The sequence below is a fragment of the Syntrophotalea carbinolica DSM 2380 genome (genome assembly GCF_000012885.1).
GTDB lineage: Bacteria > Desulfobacterota > Desulfuromonadia > Desulfuromonadales > Syntrophotaleaceae > Syntrophotalea > Syntrophotalea carbinolica.
In genome coordinates, this window is record NC_007498.2 from 2,482,742 (window position 1) to 2,501,846 (window position 19,105).

Consider the following 19,105-nt stretch of genomic DNA (forward strand, 5'->3'; position numbering starts at 1 on the left):
CCACCTGATTACGTTGTTAAAACTGTTTCAAAGCCTCGGCAAACAACATAGCCGGAGCGTCGATTTCCTGCACCAGACAATCGCCTATTCCTTTGTTCAGAACCAACCGCAGTTTACCTTGTTGAACCTTTTTATCCCTTTGCATGGCCTCAAGGTAGGCTTCAAGAGAATAATCCGGAGGGGTAACGGGGAGATCGAAAACCTGTAAAAGCCGCTCTATAGCTCCCACTTCATCTGCGGTGCATAAATCCATGCGCCGGGAAACGTGCGCTGCGACCATCATTCCGATGGCGACGGCTTCACCGTGCCGGTATGTCTGGTATCCAGACAAGTTTTCGATGGCATGTCCGAAGGTATGACCGAAATTCAGAATAGCCCGTAAAGCCTGTTCTTTTTCGTCAACTTCTACAATATTAGCTTTAATTTGGCAAGCTCTCTTTACAGCGCTAATCAGGGCTTCGGTATCCCGCCTTTGCAAAGCTTCACGGTGCGTGTAGAGCCAATCGAAAAAGGCCTTGTCCTTGATGATGCCGTATTTTATAACTTCAGCCATCCCTGTGGCAAACTCACGCGCATCGAGACTTTGCAGGGTATCGACATCGATATGAACATGCCGCGGCTGATAAAAGGCTCCGATAAGGTTTTTACCTTGAGGATGATTAATGGCAGTCTTTCCGCCTACAGAGCTGTCAACCTGAGCCAGCAACGTGGTCGGCACCTGGATATATGGGATCCCGCGCAAAAAGGTAGCTGCGGCGAAACCGCCCATATCTCCCGTAACCCCGCCACCCAGGGCAATGAGACCGCAATGGCGATCAAACCCCTTGGCGATCAGCCCATCGTAAATCGTCTGCAGGGTTGTCCAGTTCTTGTGTTCCTCGCCATCCGGAATGCTGATGAAGTGGTGATCATAACCGCTGGATTGCAAAGCATCGGCCAGCGCTTGCCCATACAGGGATTGCACCAGAGGGTTGGAAACTACGGCGATTTTTTTAGGGAAGTTCACTTCCTGCAAAGCTTCAGGAAGTCGCGAAAATATTCCCCCGCCAATCCAGATGGGATAACTGCGTTCACCAAGCCCGACAACCATTCTTTTTAATTTCATTGTAAAAACTCCATAAAATCGCCTGGAGCAACCTACGGACAAACTTTAAAGAGAGTTTCTTCGTGGGCCTCGCGGAAACAGATCATCCATGCCGATGCAAAGGTATTTTAAAAGCGCTGGACATATTCGCCGTAAGCCTGGAGATTCTGTTTAACCTCCTCCATGGCATCTCCGCCAAACTTCTCCAGCATAGCCTGGGCCATTTCGATAGCGACAACGGCCTCCGCGACAACAGCGGCAGCCGGAACAGCACACACATCCGACCTCTCCACCACGGCAGCGAAGGCGTCTTTAGTGCGAAAATCAACGGTCTGCAACGGCTGATACAAGGTGGGAATCGGCTTCATGGCTCCCCGAACGATAATGGGAGCGCCGTTGGTCATGCCGCCTTCAAGACCACCTGCCCGGTTGGTTTTCCGTACAAACTCATCGCCCTGATGAAATATTTCATCATGCACCTGAGAACCGGGACGGCGTCCGGCTTCGAATCCGAGACCGATTTCGACGCCCTTGAAAGCCTGAATGCTCATCATGGCATAGGCCAAGCGCCCGTCCAGTCGACGGTCCCACTGCACATAGCTTCCAAGCCCTACCGGCGCCCCCAGGACTGCCACCTCGACAACACCTCCCAGGGAATCGCCGTCTTCCTTGGCCCGGTCGATAGCTTTAATCATGCGCTGTTCCGCCTCGGCATCGAAGGTCCGGCAAGGGGATTCCTCACTCAGGGCAAATCGTTCGTGGTAATCTTCCAGAGAAGCATCGGCGCAAACCCCGCCGAGCTCAGAGACATAACCCAGAACGGACATACCAAGATCGGCGAGAAATTTTTTACAGAGAGCCCCCACGGCAACCCTGGCAGCGGTCTCCCGCGCACTGGAGCGTTCCAGGATATTGCGTGCATCGTCCTGCCGATATTTAATCACTCCGGTAAGATCGGCATGGCCGGGTCGCGGATGCGTAATGGCCATCCCCTCAACAAAATCCTCGGCCACGGGTGACATTTTTTTACCCCAGTTTTCCCAATCCCGATTCTGAATGGAAAGGGTAATGGGGGACCCCAACGTCTTGCCCCAACGCACACCTGAGGTAAAGTTTACCTTATCCTTCTCGATGAGCATCCGCCCACCGCGACCATACCCCAACTGGCGGCGAGCAAGGTCCCGGTTGATATCCCCTTCATTCAATTCCAAATTCGCCGGCATCCCCTCGATAATAGCCGTCAAAGAAGGGCCATGAGATTCCCCGGCAGTCAAATAACGCAACCTGTTCATTTATCCATCCTGTCAGCATAAAAAAGGACAGGCAAAACACCTGTCCTTTAGTTTTTCAAGATGTAGAGAATAGCGAAATCAGGATCGTTTGGCTAGTCCAAAATGCGCGGGGTGATGAACACCAGCAACTCACGCCGCTCTTCGCTGACCGACTTGGATTTAAACAAGTGGCCCAAAATGGGGACATTCATCAACCAAGGAACGCCGGAGTCACTTTCAGATTTATCCTGGATAAAAATACCACCGATGACGGTCGTTTCGCCATCTTTAACCAAAACCTTTGTTGTTGCACGTTTGGTATCTATAGCGGGTGCTTCAGACAATCCTGTATTAGCCCCCCTAGAGTCATTTTTAGCCTCAATTTCAAGTATGACACTACCATCCGGATTTATTTCAGGCGTAACCTTAAGACTCAACTCCGCTTTCTTGAATTCTGTTTTGGTTCCGTCGTCGCTAACAGACAAATAAGGGATCTCAGTACCCTGAGCAACCTCAGCCTCTTCACCATTGAGCGTAGACACTCTTGGAGTTGAAACAATCCGACCGTGTCCAGACTGTTCTAATGCGGCGAGCCTTAAGTCAAGAACTGTTTTGTCCACTCCAACCTGTCCAAATGTCAATCCACTGACGATACCAGAGGAAACTTCGCCCGGTGAAACGGGAATACCTACCAAGGTCCCCCCCATACCGATACTTGCGTCATTGCCTTCGACATCGCTGCCAGGATTATGTTGATAACTAATACCCCAATTAACCCCGAGGTCACGCGAAAACGTTGCACTCGCCTCAACGATACGTGCTTCAATCAAAACCTGACGCACCGGTGTATCCAAAAGCCGAACCAATTGCTTAATATCGGCAACAACGGAAGGGATATCAGTAACAATCAGCTTTTTATCCCGAACATCACCAATAACTTTGCCCCGATCCGACAAGCGCTTTTTACAGGCTTCAACAAGCCCCTCAACATCAGTGTAACTCACCGGAATCAAATCGGTAACGAGATCTTCAAGTTTCTCCTTGGCGCGGGCAGCAGCAAACTGTTCCTGCTGCATCTGCCTGATTTTAGCGAGAGGAAGAATCCTCAGCACATTCCCTTCCTGTAACTTGCCGAGTTCCCGAATTTCAAGCACGAGGTCCAAGGCCTGGTCCCACGGAACATCGATGAGACGCAACGTCATATTTCCCTTAACATCGTCTCCAACGATAATATTTAAATCACTGACTTCACCGATAAGTTGGAGAATATTCCGAATATCAGCATCATCAAAAACCAGGGATATTTTTTGGCCAACATATTCTTTTTTACGTTGAATTGTAATCGTATCAGCATCCATTTGCAGGGGCACGTTACCATCCGGCTTTATACCATCCTTTCCATTTTCCGGCATATCATTTCCGGGGAAAAGCCCCTGTCCGGATACGGCAGGCACATTTACGGGAACCACCTCATGCTGAATCCCTGAAGGCAGCCCCTCGACAAAATGTCCGTTATCTACAATAAAAAGCAGGGCATCTTTTTCCTGACGCAATTCATAAGTCTGCATCTCCTTCATTTCGACCGCAAAGCGTACTTCATCACCCCCGTTTTTCCTGATAGTGTAAGGGGTTATAAGCCGCACAGAGGTCGGAAAAACCGACGGATCAATCGTACGGCGATGCTGCTGACCGATAGAAGCTCTTTTAATACCAAACTGGATGATATTACCTGTGCTGAGCGGCTGTACAATATCTCCAGGAGAGGAAAGGCCTATTGAAAGTATAGATTTATGACCCTCAACGCGAAAATCGACGGAAGTTACACTGACCTTATCAGACATGGACTTTTTCGCGGATGTCGCCATCAGCGGAGCAGGTGCAGCCACCGCATCAGGAACAGGTTTTCCTGAAACGGCAACGCCTCCCCATGCTACGGTCATAGTATTGCCGGCTTTATCAACGGAATAGGCAGGCAAACCTGAATCCGCGGCATCATAAACAAACCGTAATTTATCCGGATAAGCACCAACCCTCATTTTTTTAAGGCCCGAATTCAACCCGAAACTTTTGTCATCAAAACCGGCTTTTACACCATAAACATCAACAACGAGCCTTGCAGGATCGACAAGGGCAAAATGTTTCACCTTCCCGATAAGACCATCGGCAATCACGGTTGTTTTCCCGGTTTCAACCTGAACGCTACCGATAATCTTGGCATCGTCCATAGAGACAGAAGACTGTTGAATCGATTCCTCATAAGACCGAGTCGTTACAGCAACATCAGCCTCACTGGTCCCGGCAAGTCCAGAGGCATTCGCTTTCAAACCGACTCTGATTCCATTTTCGGTCGAAACAACTTCAGACGTCATGGGCTTTGTTAAAAAAATTTCCACCCGCCCCAACTGACCGGAAGACAACTGAAACTCAGAAAGCTTGATTTGTTCAACGACACCATCGAAAACCTGAATTTCAGGATCAAGACCATCGACCCCCACACCGGATATATCTACGACAATACGCAGAGGATCCAATGCATCATACACAGAATAAGCATCACCAACGGCCCCGGAGGTAGAAATCAACACCCCACCTTGGTCATGAACCACCGAAACGATCCTGTTTGAATCGATTCCGCCCGGTTCTGCAAATACAAATGCCGGCAGAAAAACCGCCCAGACAACCAAAAGCAAACCGGTAAACACGCGTCTTCCTTCATTTAAAAACGGCACACATCGCATATCAGTTATCTCCTGCCTTTTTAATAAACCCAAGTTCAAGACTCGTCTTAGATAATTTACCGGTAAAGTCATAATATTTTTCTTCCACATGCACAAGGTCGGGAGAAATCTTGGTCACAACGCCTCCATTCTTCCCGATCTTTACACCTCTTTTTAGAACATATGCCTTACCGCCAGGGGCGGTAACCATAGCCATCGGCTCTTCCTTACCGACAACTATGGCGCTCAGTCGGAATTGAGAAAGGTCAAATTTCTGAAGTGGCGTCAAGGGCTGCCCATCATCCAAGACGGGCTTCCTTATCATAACCAGAGCTTGAAAAGGGTCACGCAACCCGGCAGGGTCATAAACATAACCCGCGGGAGCCTTTTGCTCGTCTTCAACGGCTTTTACATCTGCCGACGAAGGACGCGGGGCAACTTTAACTTTTTGCCGAGGAGGAACCGGCACTGAGGCCTTTTCATCGTTTCCACAGGCGGAAACCATCAAAACAATCATGCCGAGCGTAATCGACAGTAACAATGATCGGCAAATCATTATTTTCTACCCTTCCTTTTTCCCGTTTTGGCCTTATCGACAGGAGTGTCGATAAACTGAAAGGTCGTCGCCTTACATTCAACACTCAATAAATTTCTACCATCTTCGACCTTGGCATTTCCCATCCTGAGATTACTGAGATTGACTATGCGAGTCATGTTTCCGACATGGTATGAAAACATAGCAATCTCATGGAATGATCCTTTTAATCTTAAAGAGACAGGTACCTGAGCATAAAACCCCTGAGGAACCGGAGCGGAGGGCTTAAATTCGACGACCTCCAAACCGGTATTTTTAGCAAGAGAAGAAATTCCGACCAGAAGCGAAGATATCTCTTTTTTGTTGGGCAACTCCCTAAGGGCTACCTCAAGCTGTTTTTCTAGTTTTTCGTATTCCGCACGAAATTTCGGCAAATTATCGGCAATTCGCCTGTCCTCGGCAAGCTTCCGCTCTAACCCTCCTTTTTGCCTTTGCAATCTATCGAGCTCTTTCCCCATCGGTTGATAAACAACGAGCCAAAAAAGGCCAAAAATAACAGAACAGACCAGCAACAGCAAAAGAAGTTTTTGATAATTCGGAAGGCTAAGAACCTTGTCCAGTTTAGGATTCATATCTTTGAACCTTCCTTCCCGGAAACTTTAATAGGCGGCGCATCCTGTTTACAGTAGATTTCAAAAGACTGTAACTTCACCCCATCCTGCTCAACCTGTTTAGTAACTTTAAGATCAACATCACGAAAATAAGGAGAGGACTCCAGTGCAGTAATGAAACCAGCCACAGATTTTTCGCTAACACCAACACCCTTAATCTTCACACCACCCGACTCCTCCTGAAAACTTTCAAGCCACAACTTGTCGGGAAGGGCCCTATTTAGATCATCCAGCAAATGGATCGGCCCGTTTTTTTTCCGTTTAAGATCAGCCAAAACGTTCAGTTTATCCTGGTATTCGGTCTGTTTCTTTTTAAATTCGGCGACCTCGCCGAGAACCGATTTAAGACTGGCGATCTCCTTATTATATTCCGCAATCAGTGCCTTTTCCCCGGCAATTTTTATCCTTGATTGAACATAAAGAGCCGAACACACCAGCAAAGCAAAAACAACGGCAACAACACAGAAGAAAATTTCCCGCTGAAACCTGGCACGTTTCTGGGCGGCCCTGACAGGCAAAAGATTAATACGTATCATTTATCGCCAAGCCTCCTCATCGCAAGTCCGGTACCGATAGCCAGGAAAGGCAACACCGACTCTACATACTCCATATCAAACTTATCACCATCTATGGACACATTCCGCAAAGGATTCATAATTTCAACGGGAATCCCCAGCTGTTTCTGCAATGCATCGACCAATCCGGAGGTCTTCACAACCCCGCCAGAAAGATAGACCTTTTCAACCTGCTTATCGGAAGAAGTTGCCGCGAAAAAGTCAATGGAACGTTGAATCTCTTGCACTAGTTGCTCCATGGAATCGGATACAATTTCGGCAACCACATCGGGTTGAACCTCCTCTATGGTTCCACCGAGTTTAACCAACTCGGCTTCTTCACTATTGAGGCCCAGTCTTTTTTGGATTTCATCATTGAACATATTTCCGCCTACTTGTATATCACGAGTAAAAACGGAAAGACCTTCGTGCAAAACATTTATATTCATCGAACTGGATCCAACATCTATCAGTCCGACAACAGCCTCCTCCTGCTCATAGTTTGCCTGAAAGACGTTCTCGAGGGCGAAACAATCAATATCCATAACGACCGGATTCAATCCACATTCGTTAAACACGGAAAGAAATTCATCTATAAAATCTTTTTTGGCTGCAACAAGCAGTACTTTTATCTGAGATGGATCTTTTGGATCAGGCCCGAGAATTTGAAAATCGAGATTAACATCAGAAAGCTCAAAAGGTATATACTGTTCCGCTTCCCATTCAATGGAGACTTCAACCTCATCATCGCTCATCGTCGGCAAAAAAATATTTCGGATAATAACAGAATGTCCGGAAACGGAAGTTGCGACATTTTTTGTCTGGACCGATTGGCTTTCCACCAGGCTCCGAACACATTCAGCCACGGCTGCCAAATCCATGATTGCATGGTCAACTATGGCACTGGTTGGCAATTGGGCAATCCCCAAATTTACCAACTGATATTTACCCTTCACCTGCTTCAATTGAACCAGCTTGATAGACCTGGTACCGATATCGATACCGACGACATCCTCGCTCGCTCCAAACAGTCCGAAAAACATTCGACATCCCCGATCGTGATAAATTGAGAACAAGGCAATCATTCAACCGACACCTGTTGCCACAAAATGACAAACAAGCAATCATGCAACTTGCATACCACAACCACCTAAATACTCAGAAACCATGGCATGCAGAATCTTACCCTGACGAGGCGGCATGACCACCATATGCACCACTGAAACCTGCCGGCATAATAGCATTTGTCATGTCACCAAATAAAACAAGGCCATTAAATATCCAACAAACGTGGAACGGATTGATGCCTCAACAGCGCATCTATCAGGTCCCCCTCAGGAAAAGTTAAACAATATTATAGAATTATAAATTCATGTGTCAACAACTCAATTAATCTTTACGTAATTCAAGGAAAAGCACACCACATGATAAAGAAAAGAAACAGTCAACACCATATATCGGCACAAAGAACAAGGGCGTTTCCTAAAAGTCACCGTTATCAGAAATCAAACACCCTTATTCAACACTGACAATCACAAGCCCTTTTCTCGGATCACACCATGGCATAAAGGCTTAAAATTGAATTAAAATAGAGGCGGGTGGCAACCTACCAACAGATCTAAAAACCTGAACGGGGAAAGAACAAAAATCCATCGAAGAGAATCGGTTATTAAAAACAGCGGTTCAACAGATAAACACCCCGGAAGACGCCCCCGTGGGTTATTCAGGAAAGGCAAAAGAAATGTACCATTGGATGAGCTGTTCCCCCAAAAGCAGGTAAATAACGGCTCCAGTAGCCAAAAATGGTCCAAACGGAATCGCTAGTTTTCCACCGGCCCGTTTATATAACATAAGGGGAACCCCCACCAAGGCTCCGGATAACGAACCCAGAAAAATGACAGGCAGAATTGCTTTCCATCCAAGAAAGGCACCGATCATGGCAAGCAACTTAACATCTCCGCCACCCATTCCCTCGACGTGAGTCATCCAATAGTAAACCTTCGCAACGAGATAGAGACTCCCTCCACCTAAGAGTATACCCAAAATGGAATCCTGCCAGGTTAACCAAGGAACGGCGAAAGATAGAAGGAATCCGAGAACGATCCCCGGCAAGCTGATAACATCCGGAATAATTTTATGATCCAAGTCAATAAAGGAGATCGTCACCATGGAGGCAACAAACAACCAATAGACAGGGATCACAAATAGACCGCTGAGGTCATGCCACACCAAAGCAAACAAGACACCTGTTAAAACCTCAACCATGGGATAACGTATGGAAATACCGACCCCGCAGGAGGCACAACGCCCACGCAAAAATAAATAACCGAAAATCGGAATGTTTTGATACCAACGAATAGGCGTCTTGCATTGAGGACAATGGGAGGAAGGTGAAATCACGGACAATCCATGAGGAACCCGATAAATACAAACATTGAGAAAAGACCCGATTACGGTTCCAAAAAGGAAAACCACCGCACCAACCGAATAAGAATCCATGTTTACACCCCCCCCAAATCGTCGACAATGTACTCATTTCGTTCACCACAAAAAGGGAAAATCAATATTTACCCTTTTTGTAGGTCAGGTCGCTCGTAGATTTTATCAACCCGTCTTCCGCCAGAAAAAACTCCCCGCCGTAGGGATCATCCGGTAACTTCGGAATGACCCCCAGAAGAATCAATTCATTCAGGTCCATCGGCTCTCTTTCGTGTTTTTGACGGAAATATGCAACAGCCCTCTCGAGATAAAGGATTTGTTCAAGGGCCTCAAGTCGGGTTTTATAAAGTTCAAGCGTTTGTTTATCTTTGGTCTTGACGATAATGCCACGCAGAAAAAGAATGGCATTTTCAGTCCTGTGCCCACGATATGCAAGCCGGCTCGCAAGTGTCGCCAGCAAGGAAAGAGCCCCGGGGCGCTTAGCACCAACCATCAAATACTGAACGGCACTATAATCATCATTCAAATAGTAAAAATAATTAAACCCTAAATAAAAAGGAATCATCCAATCCCAATCTCGGGCATCCATTCCTTTAACAAGAAGATCGTTGATAATCGGAACCATCGAAGGATTGCGAGCCAGAGCTGAATTGGCAAAATAGTACGGATCGAAAAAATAAGGATCGAGATCTGTTGCCACGTCAAGCAGATTATATACACGCTGCCATTCTAACTCTATGGAACGATCCGAAGATACTCCCTCCAGGGTTCGTCCGTACGCCACTAAACCCTTTAAAAAACACAAATCTGCCACGATCCCACGATACTCAACCGCAAAAACCCTGAGCATGTTTCCCGGCAAAACATAACCTTGATCCAATGGCACCGGCAGGTCTGAATGAGCCCGAGAGACATTAGCTAAAGAATAAACATGGCCGTAACCCAGAGCTGCGACAACGACCAGAAACAGGAATGTGCGCTTCACGGAAACTCCCTGCGTGAAAAAATAAACCCGGCTACCGTTACAGCTAATCCCGAGTATATTATCCCATAAACCACGATCCAAAACATGTACATCAGAGAAAGCGGAAGATTATGGGCAGCCTGTATCTTGATATCGAACACGGATAAATTAGGAAAAAGATAATAAGCCGTCTCCACCAATCGCACGGTGGTTGCAGACACTTCTATTCCGACCGTCTGCGGTGCTTCAACTAGGACTTTAATAGCTGCAACGCCATGGCCAATGAAATAACTAATAACCGTCAATATCAAGGTAACAAAAGAACTGGAAGCAAAGGAGGCAAAGAGAAAACTCAGCGCAGACAACAAAATAAGCATAAGAGCAATGAGTGCAAGCGCCCACAAAATACCACCCCAGGCGAACCTCGAAAAATAACTTGGATAAGCCCACTTCACCGAAGCGATGGAAAGCAAAGCCCCTCCTCCCAAAAAGGATACCGATACAATGATCAGCAAGGCCATTCCTAAAAACTTACCCCAAATGTATTGCGCCCTGGAGATTGGCCTCGCCAGGACCATATAAATGGTCCGACGATCAAGGTCTTTCGCCAAAAGATTGATACCGACAAACAAGACCAATAAAAGCCCGGAAAAGGAAACCGCTGACAAGGCAACATCAACAGCAACTTTCCCAACTTCCTGCATAATCATGCCACATATCAAAAAATTGGCTGCAAACAAAGAAAGCGCCAACAAAAAAATACCAAAGATAGCGCGGTTCCGGATGCCTTCCTTAAAGGTGATAACCATCAACGGTACAAGTGACTTCATGATATCTGCCCTCCGTCCTCTGCAGAAACAGAGCGCAAAAAAAGTCTCTCAAGAGTATCCTCGGACGAAACAAGTTCCGACAACTTGCCCGTAAGACGTAAACGCCCTTTGGCAATGATACCAATGCGATCACAGAATCTTTCGATGTCATTAAGGATGTGGGAGGAAAAGAACACCGTCTTACCCTCCCCTCTCAGACTGAGGATCATATCCCCGACCATTTTTCGTCCCAGGGGATCTAAACCGCTCATTGGCTCGTCAAGAATGACCACATCGGGATCATGCACAATGGCAAGAGCCAAGCCTGCGCGTTGCACCATACCTTTGGAATAAGTGCGTAAATGCCGTTTTCCGGCATCAGTCAACCCGACCTGCTCCATCAACAGAGGAATACGCTTTTTGAGAACCTTCTTTGCTACCCCCGAAGCCCGACCTCCGAACCAGAGCAATTCTTCGCCGGTCAAATAATCGTAAAAATATGGATTTTCGGGCAGGAACCCGACACGGTTTCTAACCGAAGGATCCCGGACATCCCGGCCGAGAATCGTAGCCTTACCGACATCCGGGCGAATCAGATTTAACAGCACTTTAATCGTGGTGGATTTCCCGGCTCCATTAAGTCCGAGGAATCCGAAAACTTCACCTTGGTGTACACTGACACTTACGCCCTGTAACGCTTGAACTTTCCGGCCACGCAGCCCCTCCCGAAAAGTCTTACATACCCCATCAACAATAACCATTCCAACTCTCCGTACCGGGTACTTTTGCTAAAAATGCTGCCATCCTGCAGCACTGAAATCATCACCAGCAGTTGACGCTACGTTGGCCCCCGATGCCAGCAAGGTCTGCCCCGAGACGCCGGGGATCTGAAAAATACCGAAAGTATCACTATCAACACCATAAATCCGTGTTCCACTTACATGTTTAAAAATGGCACTGAAACCGGAACCGTTGGCGGCCTGGGTATTGGATAAAAAATGGACGCCACTGCTCAGCCCCACTCGGACATAACCATCCGGACAGGCAATAACCATGGTATTGTCCGCCGGACCGATTAAAATCGCCCCGACTCCATGAGCAGCAGCAGCAGCAGCATTGTTGGTTCTTCCATACTGTGAAAAGTCTCCCATAAAAGCCGCTTCGAGTTTGCAGTGTTGTCCGAGATCCGCAAGAGCTGCACCGTTATCGGCACGGGCCACAAGTTCCCGATACTTGGGAATAGCAACCGCTGCCAAAACAGAGAGGATAAAAACAACGATGACCAGTTCAATAAGGGAGAAACCACCAATTTTGTTATTCTTTGAGCTGACACACATCATCGACATAGCGCCTCCCGAATTCTGATTTTTATCAGAAAAGCCCTCATTATTCAAGCCTAAGACCACCCCTTAAATATCCTGATGTCCTAAAATTGTATTGTAATTCAAAATATAACTACTATAAAAAAAGTCCCCGCCTTACGACAGGGACTTTCAGATGATCTTCAGGATTTCTGAAGATCATTACATCATGGTGAAGGGATTACCATCATTATTGTTTTGACCATTAAAATCGTCATTCTGGGCAACGGGATTGATAATGTCACCGGCAACCAGATTGTTTCCGACGGTAGCCTCCGCCATGTAGGTAGCGGTCAGATCGGCGTCAACGGCGTAGGAACGGGATCCCTGAACATGCTTGGTAGCGGCGTTAAAAGAATCACCGCCGGCATTGGTGTGGGCGATCATATCAACATTGTTGCTCAAGCCGGCCTGCAAAGACTGGGCATTACCGGTGACCCAGATCACGTTACCGGCGACACCGTTATCGGGACCGGTAACGATGGCACCGGCGTTAGCGGCGGTAGCAGCATTAGGCGCAGCACCTGCTGCTGCAGCGGCAGAGTGACCGAACACCTGCCAATCGGTAAAGAAAGCAGCTTCGGATTTCTGCAGATTGTTAATATCGGTCAGGGCGGCGGAGTTGAAGGCGCGCTGACGATAGGCGGCAAACTGGGGAATGGCAATGGCGGCCAAGATACCGATGATCGCAACAACGATCAACAGTTCGATGAGAGTGAAACCCTTTTCGTTCTTACGAAGTTCTTTCAACATAGTTTATCTCCTTTTCGTGGTTAAATTATCGGAATCGACCATTCGATTTCCGGTTATGGGTTGCCTCGCAAAGTCACATTCTGTATGTGCATTGGACATGCCAAATCCGGGCAAACAAAACACTTTCACTCAACTTACTGTTTTTTATTACCTTATTTTACTCCATGTGCTGCAACACCAAAGTTCGGGTTCTCTCCTCGACGACATTAGGAACAATACACGTCAACGAAAACTGACATTATTTGTCACACCCGAGCCCAGATCGTTCGTCCCCACCTTCGGCCTCAATCCCGAATTTTGCCAAACGATAGCGTATGGAGCGGAAGGTGATATGGAGAAGTTCGGCGGCCCGCTTGCGCACCCCGCCAGTCCGATCCAGAGCCTTGAGGAGGATATCCTTTTCAATAGCCCCTAAATAATCATCGAGATCAAGCCCCTCCTCCGGCAACTCCGTAAGTTGCTGATCTCCTGTCCCGCTTATACAAAGCATATGGGGCGGCAGACTATCCTCGGTGATTTCTCCCTTGCCGCCAAGAACGACACAACGCTCCACGGTATTTTCAAGTTCGCGTATATTGCCCGGCCAGTGATAATCGAGAAATCGCCGCATCACGCCGTCAGGAATCGTTGTACTAAAACCGGGGGTTAACTTTTGCAGAAAATGACTAACCAGCAGAGGAATATCTTCCCGGCGGTCCCGCAATGGGGGCAATCCAACCTGAATAACGTTGAGCCGGTAATACAGATCTTCTCGAAATTGGTCTTCGGTTACCGCCTGCGCCAGGTCTTTATTGGTAGCCGCCACCAGGCGTACGTCGACTTTGAGATCCCGGGTGCCGCCAACCTTGCGAAATTCATGTTCCTGAATAACCCGCAGCAATTTCACCTGCATCATAGGAGGCAATTCGGCGATTTCATCAAGAAACAGAGTCCCCCCGTCTGCCACTTCGAACAAGCCTTGCTTCTGTTGCACCGCACCGGTAAAGGCGCCTTTTTCATGACCAAAAAGTTCACTCTCCAATAAGTTTTCTGGAATGGCCCCGCAATATATGGCTACAAAAGGCCGATCGTGCCTATCGCTATTGTAGTGAATCGCGCGAGCGACCAATTCCTTGCCGGTACCGCTCTCTCCGGTAATAAGAACGTTGACCTTACTCGCGGATACCTTTTCAATCAGGTCATAAACCCCCTGCATGACTTTGCTTTTGCCGATAATATTAGCAAAGGAGAAACGCTGGCCCAGTTCTTTTTTGAGTTGCAGGTTTTCCCGGCGCAAATCCATACGCTCCAGGGCATTTTCAACCACCAGACGAATTTCTTCGTTTTTAAAAGGTTTGGTTATATAATCGTACGCGCCCTTTTTCATGGCATCGACAGCCTGCTCCGCGGTTGAAAATGCCGTGATCATAATCATGGCCGTACTTGCAAATCGTTCCTTAACATGATCCAACAATCCAAACCCATCCAACCTCGGCATTTTAATGTCACTGATAATAAGGTCGTAGTTTTGCTCTTTAAGGCATGCAACTGCCTGTTGACCATCACTTACAGCATCAACAAGATATCCGTCCCTCTTCAGGAGAATGCATAGGAATTCTCGCATACTCTCTTCATCATCAACTACGAGAATGCGATGCTGATTTTCCTGTCTATTTTCCATAGCCGACTTTTTCAATGGAATAACTATCCTTTTTTGTTCTTCCCCGCGACATGACAAGGATGCCACTCCCGGTTAACATAATATTCGATCGAAAACCATATTCCGTGTTTAAAGGCGGCCAACTAAAATCAGCAGGAAGCCCTATCCGCATGAACATCAGCCTCATCAACCGGCAGACAAACAACAAATGAGGCCCCGCCCTGTTGGCTACCTTGAAGCTCAAGAGTCCCCCCATGCGCTTCGACAATATTATGTACCGTTGCTAATCCCAGGCCGGTGCCATGGTCCTTAGTAGTAAAAAATGGATCGTATATTTTCTGTCGAAGATATTCAGGAATTCCGGGCCCAGTATCACTAACCACCAATCTCGGAGGATTCGGAAGAAAATCGAATATCAAACGACCTCCATCAGGCATGGCCTCAGCTGCATTAATCAGGAGGTTCCACAGAGCCTGGCGCAACTGTCCTCTGTCACCTAACAGTTCATCATCCGGAGAACAATGCCTTTGAATATCGATATTGTTAAAGCGTTTATCTGCCGAACATAAATTAGCGAGCTCAGAGACAAACTCCTCGGCCCTAAACCATTGCTTTTCCGGAGGCGAAGGGCGTGCGAACAACAAAAATTCCCTTAACAGGCCATTGAGGCGGTCCGCTTCCTTAACCACTATATTCATCAGGCTACGATCTTCTTCCCCAAGAGCAATATTTTCTTTGAGTAGTTGAACGGAGCCGCTTATCGAAGCCAGGGGGTTGCGAATTTCATGTGCCAACCCGGCTGCCAGTTGACCAACGGCCGCCAAACGGTCACTGCGCTTCAACCGCTCTTCCATTTCCTTAAGATCCGTCAAATCCTGAAAGGTAACCAGCAACCCGTCAACCTGCCGATCCGGATCGGTCAATATGGATGTATTGTAACCGATGGGACGGCGACAATCATGCCGGTCGACAAGCCAGCCTTCCCCTCGGGAAACCACCTGGAATTGTCCCTCTTGAACGAACATCTGGTCCGGGAAAAAACGGGAAATTGTGGCATTGTACAATTCATTAAAACAGCCACCGAGCATCTCTTGTGCGGCAGCATTTAGTGACCGAATGCGCAATTGGCGATCCACGATCACCAATCCACTGGTCAAGTTCTCCAGTATTGCACGGTTGAGCCGCTCTAGTTCCTCATAGTCGATGGTGATCTGTTGCCGCACATCCTCGCTGTGAAGCAAACGCCCAACCAGAATACCTCCGAGGATACCGACAACCAAAAACGCGACAATATTGATAAATAGCGTATAAAGTGTTTCGGCCCCACCGACATCTGTCGGAAAAACAACACCAAGAAGCTGTGGAAGCTGTCGATAATATTGAAAGTTTATCAGACTACCATAAAGAATGGCAGCAGCGGAGGCTACTAGAATTACATCCCTGCGGGACAAAAGCAGGACACTGGTCAAAATAACCAGGATATAAAATGACGAAAAGATACTTGCAATACCACCGGTAAGATAAATTAAAAATGTGGCAAAGACCAGGTCCCAGACAACCTGACTCTGGGCCAACCATCTCAGAGGCCCGACATATTTCACCAGAACCAATGAAACCATCGCCTGAAGATAGGATACAGCAACGAGCAAATATAAATATCGGAGCACAATCCACTGAGCCCCTGAGTCACCGCGAATCTGAAATAAAATTGAACCGCAGAGAAACAGGCTGATAACCAGCATGCGCAGTCCAAAGAACCAGCGCATCAACCGTGGAGTCAACCGTTGACTATCCATACAGGTTGATGAATCAAAAAGGTGGAGGGACATCAACCACCAACGGTTCCGGCAATCTTGAAGATCGGCAGATACATGGCGATAACCAGACCACCGACTGTCGTACCGAGAAACAACATGAGCATCGGCTCCATCATGGCAGTAAGATTTCCAACCGCTTCATCAACCTCGTCATCATAAAAATCAGCAATTTTATTCAACATGCCATCGATAGAGCCAGACTGTTCACCAACCCCTATCATTTGGCATACCATAGGAGGAAAAACCCCTGTTTTTTCTAATGGTTCAGCGATTGTTTTACCCTCGCTTATACTTTGTCTGACTTTATACACAGCATTTTCCACCGTTTTGTTGCCAGCAGTTTTAGCCACAATATCAAGTCCATCGAGAATCGGCACACCGCTGGAAATCATGGTCCCCAAAGTACGAGAGAATTTGGCCACGGCCACTTTACGGATCAAAACGCCAAACACAGGCAATTTCAGCGCATAAGCATCGACAAGGGTTCGGCCCTTGGGGGTCGCATAAAAGCGTTTAAAAAGGAAGCTAGTCAATAGCACTCCGCCTATAATGGCAAAAATCCAACTTTGAATAAAATTACTTATGGCAATAACGATACGGGTCGGCAATGGCAACACGCCACCGAAATCGGCAAACATTTTTTCAAAGGCAGGAATAACGAAAACAAGAATAACCCCAATAACAATGACGGCAATACCAACAACCGTAGCAGGATAGGTCATAGCGCCCTTAACTTTTTTCTTAAGCTTATGGGCTTTTTCGAGATAAGCAGCCAATCGGTTGAGGATGGTATCCAAAATACCGCCAACTTCACCGGCGGCCACCAGGTTAACAAACAGCTCGTCAAAGATCTTGGGATGTTTGCTTAAAGCATCGGCAAAAGTGGAGCCGGACTCTACCCCCTCTTTAACTTCTACCAATACCTTTTTTAACACTTGATTTTCTTGCTGCCGACCCAGAATATCAAGACACTGAACCAATGCCAGGCCTGCATCGATCATGGTGGCGAACTGCCGTGTAAAAACAACCAGGTCCTTGGTGGTTACCTTCCCCCCCATACCCGGAATTTTTATCTCGACATCGAGGCCCTTACCGCGCTCTTTTATTTTGGAGGGCATGATGCCCTGACGACGTAGCTGTGCGCCGACAGCTGCCTCATTGGGTGCATCCATCTCACCTTTTTGGACATCTCCGCCGCGAGTCTTGCCTTCCCACGCAAACTTGGCCACACGTCACCTCCATATATAAAAGCGCTGCCTATTCAAACATGCAGCTTGTCGAGTTAATCTAATTTGAAAATCAAAATCCTTACAACCGTTATTCCCGACCGATCCAGGTGAGCCTTCCCCGCCCACTACTGACCGACATGAAGCTGCCGCTTCAAAATGGCATTGGGATTGGCCAGCATCTGCTTGAGTTCATCCGGCTCCGGGGAGCGCGTCAAAGCGGTATCCACCGAAATCATTTTACGATAGGCGAGCATGAACAACGATTGATTCATGGTCTGCATACCGTAACGTTCCTGACCCATCTGCATCTGGGAATAGATCTGGTGGATCTTGTCGTCGCGAATCAGCGCCCGGATGGCCGCATTAGGTATCATGACCTCAAGGCACAGCACACGCCCCTGGCCTCCGGATCGGGGCAACAGGTTCTGCGACAAAACCCCTTCGAGCACAAAGGACAGCTGGGTGCGGACCTGGGCCTGTTGATTGGTGGGAAAAACGTCAACGATACGGTTGATGGTCTGTACACAGGAATTGGTATGCAGCGTGGCAAAACAAAGATGCCCGGTTTCGGCAATGGTCAAAGCTGCCTCGATGGTCTCGAGATCGCGCAACTCGCCGAGCAACACCACATCCGGATCCTGGCGCAGAATATATTTCAGGGCCTTTTTAAAGGAGTGCGTATCGGACCCGACCTCGCGCTGGTTTACCAGGCAGTTCTTATGTGGGTGAATATATTCGATCGGATCTTCGATGGTAATGATGTGGTCGTGACGTTCCATGTTGATGGCGTCGATAATGGATGCCAGGGTGGTGGACTTGCCGCTGCCGGTCGGGCCGGTGACCAGGATCAAGCCACGAGGTTTGCGCGAAATATCCTTGACGACCGGCGGCAGTCCAAGTTCCTCAAAACTGCGAAACTTGTACGGAATCATCCGGAAGGCACCGGCCAAGGCCCCGCGCTGTAGAAAGATATTGCCGCGAAAACGCGCCAGGCCCTTGACGCCAAAGGAAAGATCGAGTTCGTTCTCCTCTTCGAACTTGCGTTTTTGCGCATCGGTCAAAATGCTGTAACAGAGTTGCTTGGTTTCGGCCGGCTGCAAAGGAGGATGCTTCAGCCCGGTAACCTGACCATCGACTCTGACCTGAGGAGGAGCTCCGGTAGTGATATGAAGGTCGGAGGCCCCCATCTCAACCATTTTAAACAGAAGCTCACGAATTCCGAGTTTAACCTGCTGTTCCGGTTCCTGCATGACTTAACAACT

The 19,105-nt window shown here is 47.8% G+C and carries 17 protein-coding genes; all 17 read right to left on the minus strand.

Annotated elements, in window-relative coordinates:
• Nucleotides 1-16: 16 nt before the first annotated feature.
• Nucleotides 17-1,105, minus strand: coding sequence for a 3-dehydroquinate synthase (gene aroB, locus PCAR_RS11705; RefSeq protein ID WP_011341884.1), 1,089 nt, complete (start codon nucleotides 1,103-1,105; stop codon nucleotides 17-19).
• A 107-nt stretch (nucleotides 1,106-1,212) separates the two neighbouring features.
• Complete coding sequence (gene aroC / locus PCAR_RS11710; RefSeq protein WP_011341885.1) at nucleotides 1,213-2,376, minus strand: chorismate synthase; 1,164 nt, start codon at nucleotides 2,374-2,376, stop codon at nucleotides 1,213-1,215.
• A 92-nt stretch (nucleotides 2,377-2,468) separates the two neighbouring features.
• Nucleotides 2,469-5,093 carry a type IV pilus secretin PilQ gene (gene pilQ, locus PCAR_RS11715; protein ID WP_011341886.1) on the minus strand — a complete coding sequence of 875 codons (2,625 nt, stop codon included), beginning with the start codon at nucleotides 5,091-5,093 and terminating at the stop codon, nucleotides 2,469-2,471.
• 1 nt (nucleotide 5,094) lies between these two features.
• Nucleotides 5,095-5,628 (minus strand): pilus assembly protein PilP, encoded by a 534-nt coding sequence (locus PCAR_RS17925; RefSeq protein WP_011341887.1) that lies wholly within the window; start codon nucleotides 5,626-5,628, stop codon nucleotides 5,095-5,097.
• Nucleotides 5,628-6,239 (minus strand): type 4a pilus biogenesis protein PilO, encoded by a 612-nt coding sequence (locus PCAR_RS11725; RefSeq protein ID WP_011341888.1) that lies wholly within the window; start codon nucleotides 6,237-6,239, stop codon nucleotides 5,628-5,630. Before PCAR_RS11725 ends, PCAR_RS17925 begins: the two co-directional genes overlap by 1 nt.
• Nucleotides 6,236-6,814 carry a PilN domain-containing protein gene (locus tag PCAR_RS11730; RefSeq protein WP_011341889.1) on the minus strand — a complete coding sequence of 193 codons (579 nt, stop codon included), beginning with the start codon at nucleotides 6,812-6,814 and terminating at the stop codon, nucleotides 6,236-6,238. Before PCAR_RS11730 ends, PCAR_RS11725 begins: the two co-directional genes overlap by 4 nt.
• The gene (gene pilM, locus PCAR_RS11735; protein ID WP_245523288.1) at nucleotides 6,811-7,917 is read right to left on the minus strand and encodes a type IV pilus assembly protein PilM; all 1,107 of its coding nucleotides are present in this window, start codon (nucleotides 7,915-7,917) and stop codon (nucleotides 6,811-6,813) included. Before pilM ends, PCAR_RS11730 begins: the two co-directional genes overlap by 4 nt.
• Nucleotides 7,918-8,551: 634 nt before the next feature.
• Nucleotides 8,552-9,331 carry a prepilin peptidase gene (locus PCAR_RS11740; protein WP_011341891.1) on the minus strand — a complete coding sequence of 260 codons (780 nt, stop codon included), beginning with the start codon at nucleotides 9,329-9,331 and terminating at the stop codon, nucleotides 8,552-8,554.
• A 61-nt stretch (nucleotides 9,332-9,392) separates the two neighbouring features.
• Complete coding sequence (locus PCAR_RS11745; RefSeq protein WP_011341892.1) at nucleotides 9,393-10,256, minus strand: hypothetical protein; 864 nt, start codon at nucleotides 10,254-10,256, stop codon at nucleotides 9,393-9,395.
• Entirely contained in the window at nucleotides 10,253-11,065 is an 813-nt protein-coding gene (locus tag PCAR_RS11750; RefSeq protein WP_011341893.1) for an ABC transporter permease, read from the minus strand. Before PCAR_RS11750 ends, PCAR_RS11745 begins: the two co-directional genes overlap by 4 nt.
• Entirely contained in the window at nucleotides 11,062-11,805 is a 744-nt protein-coding gene (locus tag PCAR_RS11755; protein WP_011341894.1) for an ABC transporter ATP-binding protein, read from the minus strand. The genes PCAR_RS11750 and PCAR_RS11755 overlap by 4 nt, the downstream gene beginning before the upstream one ends.
• 27 nt (nucleotides 11,806-11,832) lie before the next feature.
• Nucleotides 11,833-12,390, minus strand: coding sequence for a type IV pilin protein (locus PCAR_RS17930; protein ID WP_011341895.1), 558 nt, complete (start codon nucleotides 12,388-12,390; stop codon nucleotides 11,833-11,835).
• Between the two features lie 177 nt (nucleotides 12,391-12,567).
• On the minus strand, nucleotides 12,568-13,158 hold the full coding sequence (locus PCAR_RS19135; RefSeq protein ID WP_011341896.1) for a type IV pilin protein: 591 nt from the start codon (nucleotides 13,156-13,158) through the stop codon (nucleotides 12,568-12,570).
• 238 nt (nucleotides 13,159-13,396) lie between these two features.
• Nucleotides 13,397-14,818: a sigma-54-dependent transcriptional regulator gene (locus PCAR_RS11770; protein ID WP_041531366.1), complete on the minus strand. Its 1,422-nt coding sequence runs from the start codon at nucleotides 14,816-14,818 to the stop codon at nucleotides 13,397-13,399.
• 128 nt (nucleotides 14,819-14,946) lie between these two features.
• Nucleotides 14,947-16,539 carry a two-component system sensor histidine kinase NtrB gene (locus PCAR_RS11775; protein ID WP_158447424.1) on the minus strand — a complete coding sequence of 531 codons (1,593 nt, stop codon included), beginning with the start codon at nucleotides 16,537-16,539 and terminating at the stop codon, nucleotides 14,947-14,949.
• Nucleotides 16,540-16,625: 86 nt separating this feature from the next.
• Nucleotides 16,626-17,843 (minus strand): type II secretion system F family protein, encoded by a 1,218-nt coding sequence (locus PCAR_RS11780; protein WP_011341899.1) that lies wholly within the window; start codon nucleotides 17,841-17,843, stop codon nucleotides 16,626-16,628.
• A gap of 125 nt (nucleotides 17,844-17,968) precedes the next feature.
• Entirely contained in the window at nucleotides 17,969-19,093 is a 1,125-nt protein-coding gene (locus tag PCAR_RS11785; RefSeq protein WP_011341900.1) for a type IV pilus twitching motility protein PilT, read from the minus strand.
• Nucleotides 19,094-19,105: the final 12 nt, after the last annotated feature.

What these genes read in the sequence shown, in the direction of transcription:
- PCAR_RS17925 (WP_011341887.1), bottom strand. Translation starts at nt 5,628, where the DNA reads ATGATTTGCCGATCATTGTTACTGTCGATTACGCTCGGCATGATTGTT.
- PCAR_RS11750 (WP_011341893.1), bottom strand. Translation starts at nt 11,065, where the DNA reads ATGAAGTCACTTGTACCGTTGATGGTTATCACCTTTAAGGAAGGCATC.
- PCAR_RS11730 (WP_011341889.1), bottom strand. Translation starts at nt 6,814, where the DNA reads ATGATACGTATTAATCTTTTGCCTGTCAGGGCCGCCCAGAAACGTGCC.
- PCAR_RS11770 (WP_041531366.1), bottom strand. Translation starts at nt 14,818, where the DNA reads ATGGAAAATAGACAGGAAAATCAGCATCGCATTCTCGTAGTTGATGAT.
- PCAR_RS11775 (WP_158447424.1), bottom strand. Translation starts at nt 16,539, where the DNA reads ATGCTGGTTATCAGCCTGTTTCTCTGCGGTTCAATTTTATTTCAGATT.
- PCAR_RS11740 (WP_011341891.1), bottom strand. Translation starts at nt 9,331, where the DNA reads ATGGATTCTTATTCGGTTGGTGCGGTGGTTTTCCTTTTTGGAACCGTA.
- PCAR_RS17930 (WP_011341895.1), bottom strand. Translation starts at nt 12,390, where the DNA reads ATGTCGATGATGTGTGTCAGCTCAAAGAATAACAAAATTGGTGGTTTC.
- PCAR_RS11755 (WP_011341894.1), bottom strand. Translation starts at nt 11,805, where the DNA reads ATGGTTATTGTTGATGGGGTATGTAAGACTTTTCGGGAGGGGCTGCGT.
- aroB (WP_011341884.1), bottom strand. Translation starts at nt 1,105, where the DNA reads ATGAAATTAAAAAGAATGGTTGTCGGGCTTGGTGAACGCAGTTATCCC.
- PCAR_RS19135 (WP_011341896.1), bottom strand. Translation starts at nt 13,158, where the DNA reads ATGTTGAAAGAACTTCGTAAGAACGAAAAGGGTTTCACTCTCATCGAA.
- pilM (WP_245523288.1), bottom strand. Translation starts at nt 7,917, where the DNA reads ATGATTGCCTTGTTCTCAATTTATCACGATCGGGGATGTCGAATGTTT.
- PCAR_RS11725 (WP_011341888.1), bottom strand. Translation starts at nt 6,239, where the DNA reads ATGAATCCTAAACTGGACAAGGTTCTTAGCCTTCCGAATTATCAAAAA.
- aroC (WP_011341885.1), bottom strand. Translation starts at nt 2,376, where the DNA reads ATGAACAGGTTGCGTTATTTGACTGCCGGGGAATCTCATGGCCCTTCT.
- PCAR_RS11785 (WP_011341900.1), bottom strand. Translation starts at nt 19,093, where the DNA reads ATGCAGGAACCGGAACAGCAGGTTAAACTCGGAATTCGTGAGCTTCTG.
- pilQ (WP_011341886.1), bottom strand. Translation starts at nt 5,093, where the DNA reads ATGCGATGTGTGCCGTTTTTAAATGAAGGAAGACGCGTGTTTACCGGT.